Source organism: Nocardioides sp. (assembly GCF_964228225.1).
Classification (GTDB): domain Bacteria; phylum Actinomycetota; class Actinomycetes; order Propionibacteriales; family Nocardioidaceae; genus Nocardioides.
Map to the genome: position 1 here is coordinate 1 of NZ_CAXQZB010000004.1, position 16,452 is coordinate 16,452.

19 protein-coding genes are annotated in these 16,452 nt (G+C 74.6%); 8 read left to right on the top strand and 11 right to left on the bottom strand.

Annotated features, from left to right (window positions below; translation table 11 throughout):
- The coding region (locus ACERUJ_RS00940) for a hypothetical protein (RefSeq protein ID WP_370246556.1) at positions 1-229 on the bottom strand (229 nt) is incomplete at its 3' end.
- Positions 230-509: 280 nt separating this feature from the next.
- Here ACERUJ_RS00940 and ACERUJ_RS00945 point away from each other — a divergent pair.
- From ACERUJ_RS00945 to ACERUJ_RS00960, 4 genes are all read left to right on the top strand, one after another.
- Entirely contained in the window at positions 510-1,433 is a 924-nt protein-coding gene (locus ACERUJ_RS00945) for an SGNH hydrolase domain-containing protein (protein WP_370246557.1), read from the top strand.
- Between the two features lie 32 nt (positions 1,434-1,465).
- On the top strand, positions 1,466-1,843 hold the full coding sequence (locus ACERUJ_RS00950; RefSeq protein WP_370246558.1) for a nuclear transport factor 2 family protein: 378 nt from the start codon (positions 1,466-1,468) through the stop codon (positions 1,841-1,843).
- A gap of 205 nt (positions 1,844-2,048) precedes the next feature.
- On the top strand, positions 2,049-3,050 hold the full coding sequence (locus tag ACERUJ_RS00955; protein ID WP_370246559.1) for an SGNH hydrolase domain-containing protein: 1,002 nt from the start codon (positions 2,049-2,051) through the stop codon (positions 3,048-3,050).
- Positions 3,047-3,796, top strand: coding sequence for an enoyl-CoA hydratase (locus tag ACERUJ_RS00960; protein WP_370246560.1), 750 nt, complete (start codon positions 3,047-3,049; stop codon positions 3,794-3,796). The genes ACERUJ_RS00955 and ACERUJ_RS00960 overlap by 4 nt, the downstream gene beginning before the upstream one ends.
- Positions 3,797-3,824: 28 nt before the next feature.
- Here the strand turns inward: ACERUJ_RS00960 and ACERUJ_RS00965 are convergent, their stop codons facing one another.
- A complete protein-coding gene (locus ACERUJ_RS00965; protein WP_370246561.1) occupies positions 3,825-4,658 on the bottom strand; it encodes a CPBP family intramembrane glutamic endopeptidase in 834 nt (277 codons plus the stop codon).
- Positions 4,659-4,718: 60 nt separating this feature from the next.
- Here ACERUJ_RS00965 and ACERUJ_RS00970 point away from each other — a divergent pair, with 60 nt between their 5' ends.
- The 3 genes from ACERUJ_RS00970 (at position 4,719) to ACERUJ_RS00980 (ending at position 7,140) form a co-directional block, all read left to right on the top strand.
- Positions 4,719-5,006, top strand: a complete 288-nt coding sequence (locus ACERUJ_RS00970) for a DUF1330 domain-containing protein (protein WP_370246562.1) — start codon at positions 4,719-4,721, stop codon at positions 5,004-5,006.
- Positions 5,007-5,101: 95 nt separating this feature from the next.
- Positions 5,102-6,016: a DUF1295 domain-containing protein gene (locus ACERUJ_RS00975; protein WP_370246563.1), complete on the top strand. Its 915-nt coding sequence runs from the start codon at positions 5,102-5,104 to the stop codon at positions 6,014-6,016.
- Positions 6,013-7,140, top strand: coding sequence for an FAD-dependent oxidoreductase (locus tag ACERUJ_RS00980; RefSeq protein WP_370246564.1), 1,128 nt, complete (start codon positions 6,013-6,015; stop codon positions 7,138-7,140). Before ACERUJ_RS00975 ends, ACERUJ_RS00980 begins: the two co-directional genes overlap by 4 nt.
- A 90-nt stretch (positions 7,141-7,230) precedes the next feature.
- Here the strand turns inward: ACERUJ_RS00980 and katG are convergent, their stop codons facing one another.
- Both katG and ACERUJ_RS00990 read right to left on the bottom strand, forming a co-directional pair.
- Positions 7,231-9,435, bottom strand: coding sequence for a catalase/peroxidase HPI (gene katG, locus ACERUJ_RS00985; protein ID WP_370246617.1), 2,205 nt, complete (start codon positions 9,433-9,435; stop codon positions 7,231-7,233).
- An 88-nt stretch (positions 9,436-9,523) separates the two neighbouring features.
- Positions 9,524-9,973 carry a Fur family transcriptional regulator gene (locus ACERUJ_RS00990; protein WP_370246565.1) on the bottom strand — a complete coding sequence of 150 codons (450 nt, stop codon included), beginning with the start codon at positions 9,971-9,973 and terminating at the stop codon, positions 9,524-9,526.
- 100 nt (positions 9,974-10,073) lie between these two features.
- Here ACERUJ_RS00990 and ACERUJ_RS00995 point away from each other — a divergent pair, with 100 nt between their 5' ends.
- Positions 10,074-10,619, top strand: a complete 546-nt coding sequence (locus ACERUJ_RS00995) for a hypothetical protein (RefSeq protein WP_370246566.1) — start codon at positions 10,074-10,076, stop codon at positions 10,617-10,619.
- A 5-nt stretch (positions 10,620-10,624) separates the two neighbouring features.
- Here the strand turns inward: ACERUJ_RS00995 and ACERUJ_RS01000 are convergent, their stop codons facing one another.
- The 7 genes from ACERUJ_RS01000 to ACERUJ_RS01030 form a co-directional block, all read right to left on the bottom strand.
- Positions 10,625-10,783 (bottom strand): hypothetical protein, encoded by a 159-nt coding sequence (locus ACERUJ_RS01000; protein ID WP_370246567.1) that lies wholly within the window; start codon positions 10,781-10,783, stop codon positions 10,625-10,627.
- 71 nt (positions 10,784-10,854) lie between these two features.
- The gene (locus tag ACERUJ_RS01005; protein ID WP_370246568.1) at positions 10,855-11,553 is read right to left on the bottom strand and encodes a TIGR03943 family protein; all 699 of its coding nucleotides are present in this window, start codon (positions 11,551-11,553) and stop codon (positions 10,855-10,857) included.
- Complete coding sequence (locus tag ACERUJ_RS01010) at positions 11,550-12,542, bottom strand: permease (RefSeq protein ID WP_370246569.1); 993 nt, start codon at positions 12,540-12,542, stop codon at positions 11,550-11,552. Before ACERUJ_RS01010 ends, ACERUJ_RS01005 begins: the two co-directional genes overlap by 4 nt.
- A 132-nt stretch (positions 12,543-12,674) precedes the next feature.
- Complete coding sequence (locus ACERUJ_RS01015; protein ID WP_370246570.1) at positions 12,675-13,130, bottom strand: hypothetical protein; 456 nt, start codon at positions 13,128-13,130, stop codon at positions 12,675-12,677.
- 32 nt (positions 13,131-13,162) lie between these two features.
- Positions 13,163-13,597 (bottom strand): Fur family transcriptional regulator, encoded by a 435-nt coding sequence (locus ACERUJ_RS01020; protein ID WP_370246571.1) that lies wholly within the window; start codon positions 13,595-13,597, stop codon positions 13,163-13,165.
- Positions 13,598-13,714: 117 nt separating this feature from the next.
- The gene (locus ACERUJ_RS01025) at positions 13,715-15,799 is read right to left on the bottom strand and encodes a cytochrome c oxidase assembly protein (protein ID WP_370246572.1); all 2,085 of its coding nucleotides are present in this window, start codon (positions 15,797-15,799) and stop codon (positions 13,715-13,717) included.
- Positions 15,796-16,452, bottom strand: coding sequence for a copper resistance protein CopC (locus ACERUJ_RS01030; protein ID WP_370246573.1), 657 nt, complete (start codon positions 16,450-16,452; stop codon positions 15,796-15,798). The genes ACERUJ_RS01025 and ACERUJ_RS01030 overlap by 4 nt, the downstream gene beginning before the upstream one ends.

Consider the following 16,452-nt stretch of genomic DNA (forward strand, 5'->3'; position numbering starts at 1 on the left):
CGCCCCCCCGGCCGGCCGCTCCGACGGGGTCGGCCGTGGCCACCGGGAAGGCGCGGTCGCGGACGTCGCCCCCGCCCGGCGCGGACCCGGCCACCCCGGCGCCGAAGCCCGCGGTCACGAGCGCGGCGAGCACCAGTCCGAGGATGCCGGCGCCGCGGCGCCACCGGCGGGGCGCCCGCTCGGGCGCGGTCGCGAGGGGTCGGTCGGCTCGGGGACGGTGCGGGTGCATCGGTGGGACTCCGAGCGCCTTTCGGGACGAGGACGAGGACGGCGCACCGGCCGGGCGGACCCCGGGCCGGGCGAGCGCGCCCCAGGCTACGGGAGGTCGGCCCGGGACCCACATCGCCGCCACGCCGTGTCGCCCGGGGTGAGCAGAGGCACAGTCCGGGCCGGGCGCGGGTTACGATCGGGCCACTGTGCGCACACCTCAGCCCCTTCCCCAGCGTCCGAGCAGCGGCCACGGCGACCGTCGCCGGCCGCCCGGACGAGGTCCGTCGTCCCGACTCGTGGTGGCGCTGCTCGCCGCCGTCGTCGGCCTCGGCCTGCTGGCCGCCCCCGCGGCCCGCGCCGGCGAGGGATCGCTCGACACGCCCACCATGCCGCCCGAGTGCTTCGGTCCGGCGCAGACCAGCGGCGACCCGTACCCGTGCCCGCTGGTGGACTACGACGCCCGGCGGCCGACGCTGCTGCTGTGGGGCGACTCGCACGCCTGGCAGTACATCCCGGCGCTGCGGCGCGCCGTCGCCGGTCGCGACGTCAACCTGGTCTCGTTCGTGGCGGGCAGCTGCCCCCCGGTCGCGATCCCGAAGCGCCCCGGCAAGGACTACTCGGCCAAGTGCGAGCAGTCCAACTACGAGGCCATGCAGACCGTGCGCACCCTGATCAAGCGCAAGATGCCGTTCCGGATCGTGCTCGGCTCGAACTGGTCGGGCTTCCGGATCGCCTACCGCCGGCTGTTCCTCGAGGACGTCGTTCCGGTCTTCGGCTACACCGACTACACCAAGAAGATGGTGCGGCTGGCCCACGAGGGCACCCCGCGGCTGTTCACCCAGCTCGGGAAGCTCGGCGTCGACGTCACGGTGATCGGTCAGGCCGCGACCGTGCCCGACCTCGTGATGCCGTGCCCGGCGGGCCAGGACCCCTACCAGTGCCGGATCCCCCGCTGGCAGGCGATCCCCGAGGAGCAGGACACCGCGACCTGGCTCAAGGGCCAGATGGGCAAGCTGCGCGGCGACACCCGGTACGTCGACGCCACGCCGGCCTACTGCGACGCCACGTTCTGCGCCGGCAACGTCGGCGGCATCTCCACCTGGTACGACCACCTGCACCTCAGCGCCACCCGCACCCGCAACCTGTCGTCGTACTTCGCCGGCACCGTGCGCCAGGTCAAGCGGGACGCGAAGCGCCGGCCGATGGCCGCGCGCTGGCGCTAGAACATGTTCTAGTCCCGTGCCATCATCGCGGCATGACCTGCGATGACCTGACCGTGGCCGCCGGCGTGCGCCGCTACCTCGCCACCGTCGCGACCGGCACGGCCGCCGACGTCGCCGCCCTGTACGCGCCCGAGGCCGTGCTCGAGGACCCGGTGGGCTCGCAGCCGCGCCGCGGTCGCGAGGCGATCCGGGAGTTCTACGCGACCATCGAGGCGATGCCGAAGACCACCGAGCTGCTCACGCTGCGCACCTGCGGCGGCCAGGGCGCGTTCCACTTCCGCATCGTCGTCGACCTCGGCGGTGGCCTCACCTCGACCATGGAACCGCTGGAGGTCATGGAGTTCGACGACGACGGGCTCATCACCGCGATGCGCGCGTGGTGGGGGGAGCAGGACCTCGTCATCGCCTGACCCTCGCCCCCGCGGTCCCCGTCCGACGTCGTACCAAGCGAACGGCAGCCGATTCGGCGCGGATCACCTGCCGTTCGCTTGGTACGACCCCGTCCACACGAGGCGACGCGAGGCGCGCCCGTCCGGGACCGAGACCGGTCTCACACCGTGGTGTGTCTCACCGCTCCCGGGTGAGGGTGCGGCGGCATGGCACGATGCGTGCACCATGTCTTCGTCGCACCTTCCCCTTCCCCGGGCGGCCCGACGGCGCGCAGGCGCGCCGTCCGCGGTGGCCGCCGCCCTGGCCGCCGTGATCTCCCTGGTGCTGCTGGCCGGGCTGCTCCCGACGCCTCCCGCGACCGCGGGGGTGGTCGGCACGCTGGCCCGGGTCGACCAGCCGCGCAAGGGCGACGACTTCCCGCAGCTGCCGCCGCGCTGCTACGACCGGGCGCACCAGGCCATCAGCCCGTGCCAGGTCACGCGGGCACCGGGACGCCCGTGGGTGGTGCTGTGGGGCGACTCCCACGCGCTGATGTACCTGCCGCCGGTGCGCAAGCTGGCCCAGCAGCGCAAGGTGAACCTGGTCGTGCTCACCGCGGGGTCGTGCCCGGTCAGCGTGCCGCTGCCCCGCAACCAAGGGGCGCGCAGCAGCTGCGAGGCGCTGAACCTGCGCTCGCTGGACTTCGTGCGCGAGCTGCGGGCCCGCGTGGGCAACCGCGACCTCACCCTGCTCATCGGCGGGTTCTGGGCCGGCTACCTGCTGGCCTACCGCGCGCTGGAGAAGGAGGCGGCCGGTGGCCCCGACAGCGGGCTGTCGGAGTTCCGCGCGCGGATGACGCGCCTGGGCGTGGAGCGCTCGCCGATCATGCTGTCCAAGCTGGGCCGCGAGAACTTCCGGGTCGCGCTCATGATGCCGGCGGCCACGGTGCCCGCCTCCGCGCCGAACTGCCCGCAGGGCCGCGAGCCGTACGTGTGCGACCTGCCGCGCCGCACCGCGATGTACCGCGAGCAGAACACCCGGGCCTGGGTGCGCACGAACCTGGTCGCGCCGCTGCGTGCGCCGATGCTCATCGACCCCTCGGCGCTGTACTGCGGCCCGCGGATCTGTCGCGGCCGCGTGGGCGGCGTCAACACCTTCTACGACGACATCCACCTGGGAGCGGAGCTGACCGCCATGATGACCCCGGCGTTCGTCCCGTTCTTCGACGCCGTGGCGGGTGCCCGATGACCGCGCCGACGGGCCCGACGGGGCCCACCGGGCTGGTCGGACGACGCCGCGACGGCGACGTCGAACTGCTCACGCTGCGGCGCGCCGACCGGCGCAACGCGCTCAACACCGCCCTGTGCACCGAGCTGGCCGCGGCCGCGCAGGACGCCGTCGACACCGGGGCACGGGTGCTGGTGATCACCGGCGACGGCAGCGCCTTCTGCGCCGGCGCCGACCTCGACGGCGTCTACGGCGACGAGTTCCTCACCGCCCTGTACGGGATGCTGCACGGGCTGACCCGGCTGCCGGTGCCGATCGTGGCGGCGGTCAACGGCCCCGCCATCGGGGCCGGCACGCAGCTGGCGCTGGCCTGCGACCTGCGGGTCGCCGACGAGCGGGCCCGCTTCGCCGTGCCGACGCCGCGCAACGGCATGGCCGTGGACGCCTGGACCATCCGCACGCTCGCCGCGATCCTCGGCGGCGGCCCGGCGCGTCGCCTGCTGCTCGCGGCCGAGGAGGTCGACCGCACCGAGGCGCTGGCCCACGGCCTGGTCGATCGCCCGGGCACCCTCGAGGACGCCCTCGCCTGGGCCGCCGAGATCGCGACCCTGGCCCCGCTCTCCCTGGCGCACAACAAGCTGGTCCTCAACGGCGGCGACGACGACGCCGTGGCAGCGTCGTTCGCGGCCTGCTGGGCGAGCGAGGACGTGCGTGAGGCGGCCGTGGCCCGCACCGAGAAGCGGCGCCCGGTCTTCACCGGGCGCTGAGCCCGAGCCACGAGGTCCGACCCTCGGCTCAGGTCGGGATCCAGTCGACCCTGCCGGCGAGCAGGGCGTAGCCGACGAAGGCCCCGATGTCGAGCAGCCAGTGGGCGACGACGAACGGCAGGATGCGGCCCCAGCGGCGGTAGAGCCAGCCGAAGAGCAGCCCCATCACCAGGTTGCCGACGAAGCCGCCGAGGCCCTGGTAGAGGTGGTAGGAGCCCCGCAGCACCGCGGCGACGGCGAGCGCGGCCCACTCCCCCAGCCCCACCTGGCGCAGGCGCACGAGCACGTAGCCGAGCACCACGAACTCCTCGAGCAGCGCGTTCTCCAGGGCCGAGAGCACGAGCACCGGCAGGTGCCACCAGTGGTCACCCAGCAGGCCGTCGGCGACCACGGTGGCGCTGAACCCGAGCGCGTGCACGAGGAGGTAGAAGGCCAGCCCGACCGACCCGACGCCGGCGGCCAGCAGGGCCCCGCGGGCGACGTCGAGTCCGGCGCCGTCGCGCCAGCGCGCGGCGCCGCCGGCCCACACGGCCCGCAGGTGCACCCCGGAGAGGTGCAGCAGGTAGCCGGCGAGCGCGATCGGCACGAGCGAGAACACGATCGAGAGCACCTGGTAGGTGAGGTCGAACCAGGGCCGGTCGGGGGCGTAGCTGCGGTGCAGCGAGGCGGTCTGGTCGGCCAGCGCCCCGGGGGCGGTGGCGGCCTCGAGCAGGTTGACCGCGGCGTAGATCCCCGAGCGCCCCAGCGAGAGCGCCAGCACGATCGTCAGCTCCACCAGCAGCAGGGTGCGACGCCGTCCGCCCACCGGGGGCGCGGCGTCGGCGCCGACGGCGGTCGCGGCGGCGGGTCGGGACAGGCTCACGGGGTCCATGGTGCTCCCCCGGCCTGAGGCACGGCTGAGGGGCTCTGCGAGGCTGGTCCCGTGAGCGCCTACTGGATCAACACCTACCTCGAGATCAGCGACGCCGAGAAGGTCGCCGCGTACGCCGCCCTGGCCGGTCCGGCCATCACCGCCGCCGGCGGCCGGTTCCTCGCCCGCGGGGTCGCGGAGGTCGCCTACGAGTCCGGGCGCCTGGAGCGGTCGGTCGTCATCGAGTTCGACTCGGTGGAGGCGGCCCGCGCCGCCCACGACAGCCCCGCCTACCAGGAGGCGCTGGCGGTGCTCGACGGCGGCGCGGTGCGCGACCTGCGCATCGTCCCCGGCGCCTGAGAACTCTCCCCTCGACCGGCGCTGCGGGCGACCGCGGAATCGACACGTGTCGATTCCGGGGCCCGGGAGGCCGCCGCCTCCTCTACGGTGAGGCCGTGACCAAGACCGGATCGCTCCTCCGCATCCTCGGGCTCTACCTCCTCGCCGTCGCCGTCGGCGCCGGCTGGCTGCTGCTCGGCCCCGACACCGCGCACGTGTGGCTCGACACGCTCGTCGCCGACCTGCTGGCGACCCTCGTGGTCTTCGCCGGGTCACGACGCTGGGGCAACTCCAGCTGCTCCGACGCCTACTGGAGCGTGGCCCCCCCGTTGCTCCTCCTGGCCTGGTGGCTCGAGGCGCCCGCGGACGCCGACGACGGGCGCATCGCGCTCGTCGGCCTGCTCGTGCTCGCCTGGGCGGTCCGGCTCACCCTCAACTGGGCGCGCAGCTTCCCCGGCATGCACCACGAGGACTGGCGCTACCCGATCCTGCGCGAGCGCGCCGGCGGCCGCCGGGCCGCCGAGATCGGGATCGACCTCGCCGCCATCCACGTCATCCCCACCCTGCAGGTCTTCCTCGGCCTGGTGCCGGTCTACCTGCTCACCCGCAGCGACCGGCCGCTCGGCGTGCTCGACGTCGTCGCCCTGGTGATCGGGGTCGCGGCCGTGACGCTGGAGACGGTCGCCGACGCCCAGCTGCGGGCGTTCGTGGCCGACCACCGCCCCGGCGAGGTCATGGACCGCGGCGTGTGGGGCTGGTCGCGCCACCCCAACTACGTCGGCGAGCTCGGATTCTGGGTCGCCCTGGCGGTGGCGGGTCTCGCCGCCGAGCCCAGCCTCTGGCCCGGGCTGCTGTCCCTGGTCGGCGTCGTCGCCATGCTGGCGATGTTCCTCGGGGCCTCGATCCCGATGATGGAGGAGCGCAGCCTCGCGCGGCGACCGGAGTACGCCGCGGTGATCGCCCGCGTGCCCCGGTTCCTGCCCCGCCCCCCGCGGCGTGGCGCCGGCGACGCCGGGACGGGGCTCGCGTGAGTCGTGCGCGGCCGCGCGGCCGCGTCGTGGTCGCCGGCCTCGGCGACACCGGGGTGCTGGTGGCGCGCCGGCTGCGTGCCGCGGGCCTCGACGTCGTCGGGGTCAGCGCCGTGCCGGGCCTGGTGAGCGGCCAGGAGCTCGGCCTGCGCCTGGCCCGCCCCGAGACCTGGCAGCGCCACTACCGGCTGGCCCACGGCCGCTTCCGGGGCCTGGACGGCGTCCGCCTGCGGCACGCGGGCCTGGCCGGCCTGGACCTCACCACGCGCGAGGTCGTCCTCGATCCGCACGACGGGGGTGGCCCCCGGGAGCGCTTCGACCTGCTCGTCGTCGCCACCGGGGTGCGCAACGGGTTCTGGCGCGACCCCACGCCGCGCTCCCTGGCCGAGGTCGACGACGCGCTCGCGGCCGCCCACCGCCGGCTGCGGGAGGCGACGTCGGTGGTCGTCGTGGGAGGCGGGGCCGCGGCGGTGAGCAGCGCGGCGCAGATCGCCACCGCCCTCCCGCACCTGCGGGTCGACCTCTACCACCCGGGTGAGCGCGGCCTGCCGCAGCACCACCCCCGCGTCTGGGACGACGTCCGCACGCGGCTGGAGCGGGCCGGGGTCGGCGTGCACCCGGGCCACCGGGCGATGCTGCCCGACGACGCCGCGCTCGGCCGCCTCGGACCGGCCACGGTGGCCTGGAGCACCGGGCAGGCCGCGGTGGCGGCCGATGTGGTGCTGTGGACCGTGGGCCGGGTCCGGCCCAACACCGGCTGGCTGCCGGCCGACCTGCTCGACGACGCCGGGTTCGTCCGGGTGTCCCCGACCCTGGCGGTGCCGGGGGTGGACGGCGTCTTCGCGATCGGCGACGTGGCCGCCACCGATCCGCTGCGCAGCTCGGCGCGCAACCGCGCCGACGGCCTGCTGGCGCGCAACGTGGTGGCGCACCTCCAGGGGCGCCCCGGGCGCGCCTACGAACCCCCGGGCCGCCGCTGGGGTTCGGTGCTGGGGCCGATGCCCGACGGCCTCGTGGTCTACGGACCGGGCGGACGCGGGTTCCGCTTCCCCGCCTGGACCGTGGACGTGCCGCTGCAGGACTGGATCGTCAAGGGCGGCATCTACGGCGGGGTGCGCCGCGGCTGACTCCCCGGCGGTCCCGGCTCCGGAACGGGACGGGCCCGGCCCCTCCCTCGCGGGTGGGGCCGGGCCCGTCGTGCGGAACCGTGAGGAGCGTCAGGCGCCGCGCACGTCGTAGCGGTCCAGGTCCATGACCTTGGTCCACGCGCCGACGAAGTCGCGCACGAACTTCTCGCCGGCGTCGTCGCTGGCGTAGACCTCGGCCAGCGCCCGCAGCTGGGAGTTGGAGCCGAAGACCAGGTCGACGCGGCTGGCCGTGGCCACGACCTCGCCCGAGCCGTCGCGGCCCTCGAAGACCAGCGCCTGCTCGTCGGTCGGCGTCCAGGTGGTGCCGTGGGTGAGCAGCGTGCGGAAGAAGTCGTTGCTCAGCGTGCCCACGCGGTCGGTGAGGACACCGGTGTCGGAGCCGTCGTAGTTGGCACCGAGCACCCGCAGGCCGCCCACGAGCACCGTCATCTCCGGCGCGGTGAGGGTGAGCAGGTTCGCGCGGTCGACCAGGTGGTACTCCAGGGGCAGCTTGGTGCCCTTGGCCGCGTAGTTGCGGAACCCGTCGGCGATCGGCTCGAGCCAGGCGAAGGACTCGACGTCGGTCTGCTCCTGCGAGGCGTCGACCCGGCCGGGGGTCACCGGCACGGTGATGCTGACGCCGCCGGCGGCGGCGGCCTGCTCCACCGCCGCCGCACCACCGATGACGATGAGGTCGGCCAGCGAGACGCGCTTGGCGCCGGACTGGGCGCCGTTGAACGCCTCCTGCACGCCCTCCAGGGTGCGCAGCACGCGGGCGAGCTGGTCGGGGTTGTTGACCGTCCAGCTGTTCTGCGGCTCCAGCCGGATGCGGGCACCGTTGGCGCCGCCGCGCTTGTCGCTGCCCCGGAAGGAGGCGGCCGAGGCCCACGCCGTGGCGACCAGCTCGGAGACCGAGAGGCCGGTGGCGAGGACCTGCTGCTTCAGGGCGGCGACGTCGGCGTCGTCGATCACCTCGACGTCCGCCGCCGGCAGCGGGTCCTGCCACAGCAGCTCCTCGCTCGGCACCAGCGGGCCGAGGTAGCGCTGGATCGGGCCCATGTCGCGGTGGGTGAGCTTGTACCAGGCCCGGGCGAAGGCGTCGGCGAACTCCTCGGGGTGCTCGAGGAAGCGGCGCGAGATCTGCTCGTAGACCGGGTCGAAGCGCAGCGCGAGGTCGGTGGTGAGCATCGTGGGCGTGCGGGTGAGCGTGCCGTCCTCGGGGTCGGGCACGGTGTTCGCACCGGCGCCGTCCTTGGGCTGCCACTGCCACGCACCGGCGGGGCTCTTGGTGAGCTCCCACTCGAAGGCGAAGAGGTTCTCGAAGTACAGGTTGGTCCAGCGCGTGGGCTGCTGGGTCCAGGTGACCTCCAGGCCGCTGGTGATGGCGTCGCGGCCCTTGCCGGAGCCGAAGCTGCTCAGCCAGCCCAGGCCCATGGCCTCCAGCGGGGCGCCCTCGGGCTCGGGACCGACGTGGGCGTCGGGGTCGCCGGCACCGTGGGTCTTGCCGAAGGTGTGACCACCGGCGATGAGGGCGACGGTCTCGACGTCGTTCATCGCCATCCGGCCGAAGGTCTCGCGGATGTCGCGGGCGGCGGCCAGCGGGTCGGGCTGGCCGTTGGGGCCGTCGGGGTTGACGTAGATCAGACCCCTCTGCACCGCGGCGAGCGGGTTCTCCAGGTCGCGCTCACCGGTGTAGCGCTCGTCGGCGAGCCACTCGCGCTCGGGACCCCAGTAGACGTCCTCGTCGGGCTCCCACACGTCGGCGCGGCCGAAGGCGAAGCCGAAGGTCTCGAAGCCCATGTCCTCCAGCGCCACGTTGCTGGCGTAGACCATGAGGTCGGCCCAGCTCAGCTGCTTGCCGTACTTGGCCTTGACCGGCCAGAGCAGGCGGCGGGCCTTGTCGAGGTTGCCGTTGTCGGGCCAGCTGTTGAGCGGGGCGAAGCGCTGCATGCCGGCACCGGCGCCGCCGCGGCCGTCCTGCACGCGGTAGGTGCCGGCGGCGTGCCACGCCATCCGGATGAAGAACGGTCCGTAGTGACCGAAGTCCGCCGGCCACCAGTCCTGCGAGGTCCGCATGACCTCGACGATGTCGGCCTTGAGCGCCGCGACGTCGAGCTGGGCGACCTCGCTGGCGTAGTGGAAGCCCTCGTCCATCGGGTCGACGGCCGGGGGGTTCTTCTGCAGGATCTTCAGGTTCAGCGAGTTGGGCCACCAGTCGCGGTTGCCGGAGCCCGCGGTCGGGTGCGGCGCGGTGTGCATGACGGGGCAGCGCGCAGCGCCGTCCTCGGTGTTCATGTCGCCGACCTTGGCGTCGTGAGAGTCAGACACGAGGAACCTTTCGGGATCGTTGAGTGGTGTGGTGGTGCGGAGGGATCAGGGCCGGTCAGGGCCGGTCAGGGCCGGTCGGGGCTGTCAGGTCGCGGCACTCGGTGCAGCGACCCCAGTACACGACCTCGGCCTCGTCGATGACGAAGCCGTGGTCCTCGGAGGCGACCAGGCACGGGGTGTGCCCGACCGCGCAGTCGACGTCGGCGATCGCGCCGCAGTCGCGGCACACCACGTGGTGGTGGTTGTCGCCGACGCGCGCCTCGTAGCGGGCCACCGAGCCCGCCGGCTGGATCCGGCGGATCAGGCCGGCGCCGGTGAGCGCGCGCAGCACGTCGTAGACGGCCTGGTGGGACACCTCGCCGAGCAGGTCGCGGGTGGCGCCGATGACGGCGTCGGTGTCGGCGTGCGGTCGGTCGTGCACCGCCTGCAGCACCGCGAGTCGCGGTCGGGTGACGCGCAGCCCGGCGCCGCGCACGAGGGCGGCGAGGTCGGGGGCGCTGGACATGCTGCGACTCAACCAGATTTTCTTGAATGATTCAAGATCGCCGGAGGTGAGTAATCGGTTCCTCACGACGGCGGGCGACCTGACTCCTACGGTCCCGACCATGCGACGCGACACCGTCACCAGCCTCACCCTCGCCGCCCTCGCGGGCATCCTCCTGTCGACCGGTGGCTGCAGCGCCGACGCCGTGGCGGAACGGGCCGCAGAGGAGGCGATCGAACGCTCCCTGGAGGACGCCGGCGGCGGCTCTGCGTCGGTGGACGTCGACCTCGACGCCGGCGGGGTGACCGTCGACGACGGCCAGGGGAACACCCTGCAGTCGGGGACCGGCGCCGAGATCCCCGACGACTTCCCCGCCGACATCCCTCTGGTGGACGGCCTGGTGGTCAGTGGACTCTCCACCACCGACACGACCGGCTCCGCGGGCTGGAACGTCAACCTCGACCTCGCCGGCGCCGACCCGCGCTCGGTGCGCGACGAGGCGGTGGCCCTGCTCGAGGACGCCGGGTACGTCTCGACGTCCAGCACCGACTTCGGCGAGACCCTGGGCGAGGTGATGGTGGGACCGCAGTGGCAGGTCGCGGTGAGCATCATCGGCCAGCCCACGAGCACGACGGTGTCCTACCTGGTCACGACCGCCGCCCCCTGAGCTCGTCAGGCGTTCGGGTCGCCGACGACGTCGAAGGGCTGGGCGCCCAGCTGGCGCAGCACCGCGCGCACGTCGGCGGCGAGGGCGGGGTCGGCGTGCAGCGCCTGCTCGACGTCGTCCACGACACGCTGCAGGTCGCCCGGGGCGGGCTCGGGGGTGCTCATGACCCGATCGTGGAAGACGGCGCGGCGCGGCGCCTCACCCCAGGGTCGGGTCCCGGGTCACTCGCACCGGGTCACTCGTACTGGCGTGCGGGGGCCTCGACCTCGGTGACCGTCTCGGCGTCGAGGACGGGCACGGTCGCGAGGTCGGTGCCGGTCCCGGTGGCGTACACGCCGTCCACCTGCACCCAGCGGTCGCGCGCGGGGCGCTCGGCGCCCTCGACCTGCACCTGGTAGGCCAGGGCGTCGGCGGCACAGCAGCCGATCGTGAGCCGGGTGACGTACCAGGCCCCGGCGTCGCCGTAGGACACGAAGCCCACGAGCCGCACGGGCTGGCCCTCCAGGGTGGAGCCGCCGTCCTGGGCGCGCCACACGAACTCGCTCACCGCCACCTTGACCGGGCCCTGCGAGGCGTCGAGGTCGGCGACGGTCGCCGGCCGCGGGGCAGCGACGGTGTCACCGGAGCGCCGTTCGGCGAGGTAGGAACCCAGCTCGGGCGGGCTCACGACGAAGGTCACGAGGCCGGGCAGCACGAGCAGCCAGGTGACCACCGGCACCCGGTGGGCATGGCCCCCGTGGTCCCCCGCGGGACCCTCCCGTCCGCTCAGGCCGAGGGCGGGGCCCAGGGCGAGGGCCAGCAACACCAGCCCGCTGACCAGCAGCGGCCACTTCATCCAGGGGGTGACGTAGCGCAGGTAGGCGTCGGTGATCGAGAGCCGCACCAGCACCGCGCCGAGGAAGGCCAGCAGCAGGCCCTGGGTCTGTCGGGTCACAGCAGCCACCACCCGACGCCCACCGCGCACAGCACGGCGGTGCCCAGGACGACCGGCACGAACTGCCGGGCGAAGGCGGTCCCGAACTGGCCGGCCTCCATCGCCGCGAGCTTGATGTCCATCGCGGGCCCCACCACCAGGAACACCAGCTTGGCGGTGTCGGAGAAGGCGGTGAAGCTGGCGGCCACGAACGCATCCGACTCCGAGCACAGCGCGACGACGAAGGCGAAGAGGGCGAGGGTGAGCACCCCGAGCACCGCCTGGCCGGCGACGGTGTCGAGCACCGAGCGGGGCACGAAGCTGTTCACCGCGGCCGCGAGGACCGCCCCCAGCACCAGGAAGCCCGAGGCGTGCACGAAGTCGTGGCGCACCGTGGCGACGAACCGGGTGCCGGCGCCGAGGTGACCCAGCTCGGGATCGGGACGCCGGACCAGCGGCAGCCGACTCCCCCGGGCCAGGCACCACCAGCCCACGAGGATCGCCGTGGCCAGGGAGGCCAGGAACCGGGCCAGGACCATCTCGGGCCGGCCCGGGAAGGCGACCGCGGTCGAGACGAGCACCGCGGGGTTCACCGCCGGGGCGGCGAGCAGGAACGTCAGGGCGACCGCAGGAGCGACGCCGCGGCGCATGAGGCTGCCCGCGACGGGCACGGCCGCGCACTCGCAGCCGGGCAGCCCGACCCCGGCGACGCCCGCCACCGGCACCGCCAGGACGGGGTTGCGCGGCACGATCCGCTGCAGCACGCGCTCGCTGAGCAGCGCCGAGATGGCCGCCGAGAGCAGCACGCCGCCCACCAGGAACGGCGTGGACTGCACCACGATCGCCACGAAGATCGTGCCCCAGGTGGACACGGCGGGCGCGTCGAGCAGCGGCGCGATCCACCGGCCGGCGACCAGCAGGGCCAGCAGCGTCAGCGCCACGAGCTCCATCTGCCCGAGCAACCGTGGCCCGGGCGCGGCGGCCGTCCCGCCCCGATCGGTGATGGCCATGGATCCCCTCCCCTGCGGCGATGCTCCTGCGGCACCGCCGGACCGGTACCGCACGGGCGACACGCCTGATGCGAACGAGGCCCAGTATCGGTCAGGACCCGGGTCCAGCCTCACACATCCGGCCCCGGCGCGTCAGCAGGTGTCCCGGACCCACCTCACGAGCGCTCCCAGCGCCCGTTGCTCGTCGAGCCGTTGCGGCGCCTGGGCTCGCTGCAGCTGCACCGGGGTGGCGTCGTCGGGCAGCGCGAGGAGCAGGTCGGTGAGCACCCCGACGCCGGTCGCGATCTGGGCCGGGAGCGTGGCCCGCTCGGCGAGCCCGGCGGTGCGGCGCGCCGCGCTGCGCACCGCGGCGACCGTGGCCCCCTGCTGCCCCACGAGGACGGCGTCGCGCGCGTCGGCGGTGGCCTGCAGCGACTGGCAGACCTCCTCGGTGGAGGCTGGCGGCACCACGTCGTCGCGGGAGGAGACCACCAGCGCCACGACCACCGCGAGCGCCGCGAGGAGCGCCGTGAGCACCTGGCGCGAGGTGAGGCGGGACAACCGGCCGTCCAGGGCGCTCAGCGCACCCCGGACGCTCCGATCGCGCACGGACGGCCCGGACGACATCGCGCGGCCCGACGTCAGGCGCGCGCGCAGTCGGGGCACAGCCCGATCAGCTCGACCGTGTGGGCCACCTCCACGAAACCGTGCTCGCGGGCGACGCTGTGGGCCCAGTCCTCGACCGCGGGACCCTCGATCTCCACGCTGCGACCGCACGAGCGGCACAGCAGGTGGTGGTGGTGGTGCTCGGTCCGGCACCGCCGGTACGCGGCCTCGCCGGCCTCGGTCTTCACGACGTCGACGAGCCCGGCCTCCGCCGCGCCCTGCAGGATGCGGTAGACCGTGGCGAGGCCGACCTGCTGGCCCTCGTCGCGCAGCACCGCGTGCAGCTCCTGGGCGGTGAGGAACCCGACCGCGCGGGCCAGGACCTCGTCGACCGCCCGCTTCTGGCGGGTGGAGCGGGGCCCGGTGGTCCCGGCCGTCGCGGCGTCGGTGGTGCTGGGGGCGGACGACACGCGCGGGGCTCCTCGGGTGACGGGTCGGGTGGGCCGGGTGGTGCGGGTGGGACCGACGACGGTGATCGGGCCCGCCGACCACCGTACCCTCCCGACCCGGTGCGGGTGGCGGCGTGCTCAGGACTCCGGGTCGGGCGTGTCGACCGCGGCCGTCGTGACGCTGCCGCGCTGCGCCTCCGCGCGCTCGCGCGCCGCGCCCAGGGTCTGCAGGCGGGCGTTGTACGCCGCGAGGGCGGCGTCGTCGTCGCGGTCGGCGGCCCGGTCGTAGCGGGCGGCGTCGCGGGAGTCGGCGCGCCACCACTGGAGCAGCAGCACCACGACCAGCACGACCAGGGGCAGCTCGCTCATCGCCCAGGTGATGGAGCCGCCGAGGTTCTGGTCCTCGAGCAGATCGGCGGAGTAGGGCCGGTCGAGCAGCCGGTAGTAGGTGGAGCCGATCACCTCGCTGCCGTTCATCACCGCGAGTGCGAAGAAGGCGTGGAAGGGCATGGTGAGCAGCACCATGAGCAGCCGGCCGAGGTGGGGCAGGCGGCGCAGCGGGGCCGATCCGACCAGGACCTCGTAGTAGAGCAGGCCCGCGAGCAGGAAGTGCAGCTCCATCAGGGCGTGGCCGAGGTGGGACTGCATGAGGGAGTCGTAGAACCCGGTGAGGTAGACGGCGTAGAGGCTGCCCACGAAGAGCAGCACGACGATCGCGGGATTCGCCAGGACGTGCGCGGGCCGGGAGTTCAGCACACCGGCCAGCAGCTGGCGGGGACCCGTGCCGCCCGGAACGTCGGCACCCGGGAGCGCGCGCAGGGCGAGCACGATCGGCGCGCCGAGCACCAGGAACAGCGGCGCCAGCATCGAGAGCACCATGTGGCTGACCATGTGGACGCTGAACAGCACGTGCCCGTAGACACCGAGGCCGCCCGCGGTGGCGTAGGCGACGAGCAGCAACCCGATCGCGAAGGACACGCTGCGCCCCCACGGCCACGCCTCGCCCCGACGGCGCAGCGTGCGGACCCCGACGGCGTACAGCAGGCCGCCGCCCACGCAGACCAGCAGCGCGACGCCGGACCAGCGCACCTCGGTGAGCAGTCGGGCCAGCGTGGGGGTGGGCGGGAGCGGGCCGCCGAGCAGGCTCTCGGCGGGGGTGATGTAGGGCTGCCCCACGGGCGTGGGGGTGCGCGACAGCGCGACGCCCAGCCCGACCGCGGTGGCCATGAGGGTCAGCTCGCCCAGGGCCACGCGGGCGAACCACGACTCGCCCCGGACCGCGCGGGCGGGGGCGACCGCCCGCAGCCGCAGCCCGAGCAGCCCGAGGGCGGTCAGCAGCGCGACCTTGACCAGCACCAGCCGGCCGTAGTCGGTGGTGACCAGCTCCTCGGGCGTCGTCAGGCGCGCCACGGCGTTGGCGGCACCGCTGGCCGCGGTCGCGACGAACGCGGCCGTGGCGAGCGGGGCGAAGCGCCGCAGCGCGAGCACCCGGCGCTCGGGGCGGTCGACGAGCTGCCAGCCGAGGGCCAGCAGGCCTCCGACCCACAGCGACACCGCGCCCAGGTGCACCAGCAGGGACAGGATCGCGAGGTCGTGCGAGCCCGCCGCGGCGGCGTGCCCGGTGAACACGGGCGGCGTGATCGCCACCGCGGTCACCACCAGCAGCCACAGCACCTCCCGGCCGGTGAGCGCGAACCGGCTGGCCACCGCGACGACGACGGCGAGCACGATCTGCAGCAGCAGCGCCCGACCCTGGTCGGCCTGCCAGGCGATGTCGCGGGCGAGCCCGAAGGAGAGGTCCCACACCGGGATGGCGAACAGGTCCGAGACGATGAAGACCGTCTGCGCCAGCGACGCCAGGGCCCACAGCAGCGCGAACGGCCGCACCGAGCGCAGCGCGCGGTACGGGCGACCGCGGACCTCGTCGCCGACGGCCGTCATGGTGAGCAGCGGCACCAGGAGACCGGCGACGACGCCGATCGCGGCCAGGTCGGACAGCACGCGGGCGATCGGCAGTCCCCAGCCCGTCAGCGGGCCGGGGTCGGGGATGCCCGCCACCGGCGGCGGCGTCGGGGCGCCCCCACCCACGACCAGGGCCACGACCAGCATCCCGAGCGCCGCCGCCGCCGGGAGCACCAGCGGCAGCGGTGGCCGGCGCGACGACGCGGCGGCACTCGCCGCCGGACGCGTCACGGTCGTGGTCGTGGTCGTGGGTTCGGTCACGGGCGGGACCTCCGGGAGAGCAGGAGCAGGGCACCGGCGACGGCGATGAGACCGATCCCGACGGCGGCCTGCGGGGCGTAGCCGTCCCAGAAGCCGTCGGCGTCCGCGGCCTGCGCGGGCGTCTCGGCCGGGGAGTCGGCCGGAGAGTCGGCCGGGGAGTCGGCCGGGCTGTCCGCCGGCGTCTCGGTCGGACTGTCGGCCGGGGTCTCGGTCGGGTTGTCGCTCGGGTCCGCGTCGGGGGTCTCGCGGACCTCGGTGGAGGTGGCCACCTCGAACCCGATCTGGCCGGTCACGGGGTGCCCGTCCACCGAGACCACCCGGTAGGCGATCTGGTAGCTCCCGGCCGCGGTCGCGCCCAGCAGCTGCCGCACGACCGCACCGTCCACGGATGGCTCCCCGGTGGCCACGTCGCGGCCGTCGGGGGCCGTGACGACGACGAACACCGGCTCCTGGAGGTCCTCGGTGAAGGTCAGCGTCACCTGGGAGGGAGCGGTCTTGAGCACGGCGCCGGCGGCGGGGTCGCTGGAGGCGAGCGCGGCGTGGGCCTGGGCCGGGAGCGCCGGCAGCAGGGTGAGGGTGCCGAGCACGAGCAGGACCGTCGCAGCCCCGAGGCGCGCGGCGACCCGCCACGGGCGGGCTCGATCGGTGGTCAC

Coding starts and splice junctions, on each gene's coding strand:
- ACERUJ_RS00950 (WP_370246558.1), top strand. CDS start 1,466: ATGACCTGCGATGACCTGACCGTGGCCGCCGGCGTGCGCCGCTACCTC.
- ACERUJ_RS00955 (WP_370246559.1), top strand. CDS start 2,049: ATGTCTTCGTCGCACCTTCCCCTTCCCCGGGCGGCCCGACGGCGCGCA.
- ACERUJ_RS00960 (WP_370246560.1), top strand. CDS start 3,047: ATGACCGCGCCGACGGGCCCGACGGGGCCCACCGGGCTGGTCGGACGA.
- katG (WP_370246617.1), bottom strand. CDS start 9,435: ATGAACACCGAGGACGGCGCTGCGCGCTGCCCCGTCATGCACACCGCG.
- ACERUJ_RS00990 (WP_370246565.1), bottom strand. CDS start 9,973: ATGTCCAGCGCCCCCGACCTCGCCGCCCTCGTGCGCGGCGCCGGGCTG.
- ACERUJ_RS00995 (WP_370246566.1), top strand. CDS start 10,074: ATGCGACGCGACACCGTCACCAGCCTCACCCTCGCCGCCCTCGCGGGC.
- ACERUJ_RS01000 (WP_370246567.1), bottom strand. CDS start 10,783: ATGAGCACCCCCGAGCCCGCCCCGGGCGACCTGCAGCGTGTCGTGGAC.
- ACERUJ_RS01010 (WP_370246569.1), bottom strand. CDS start 12,542: ATGGCCATCACCGATCGGGGCGGGACGGCCGCCGCGCCCGGGCCACGG.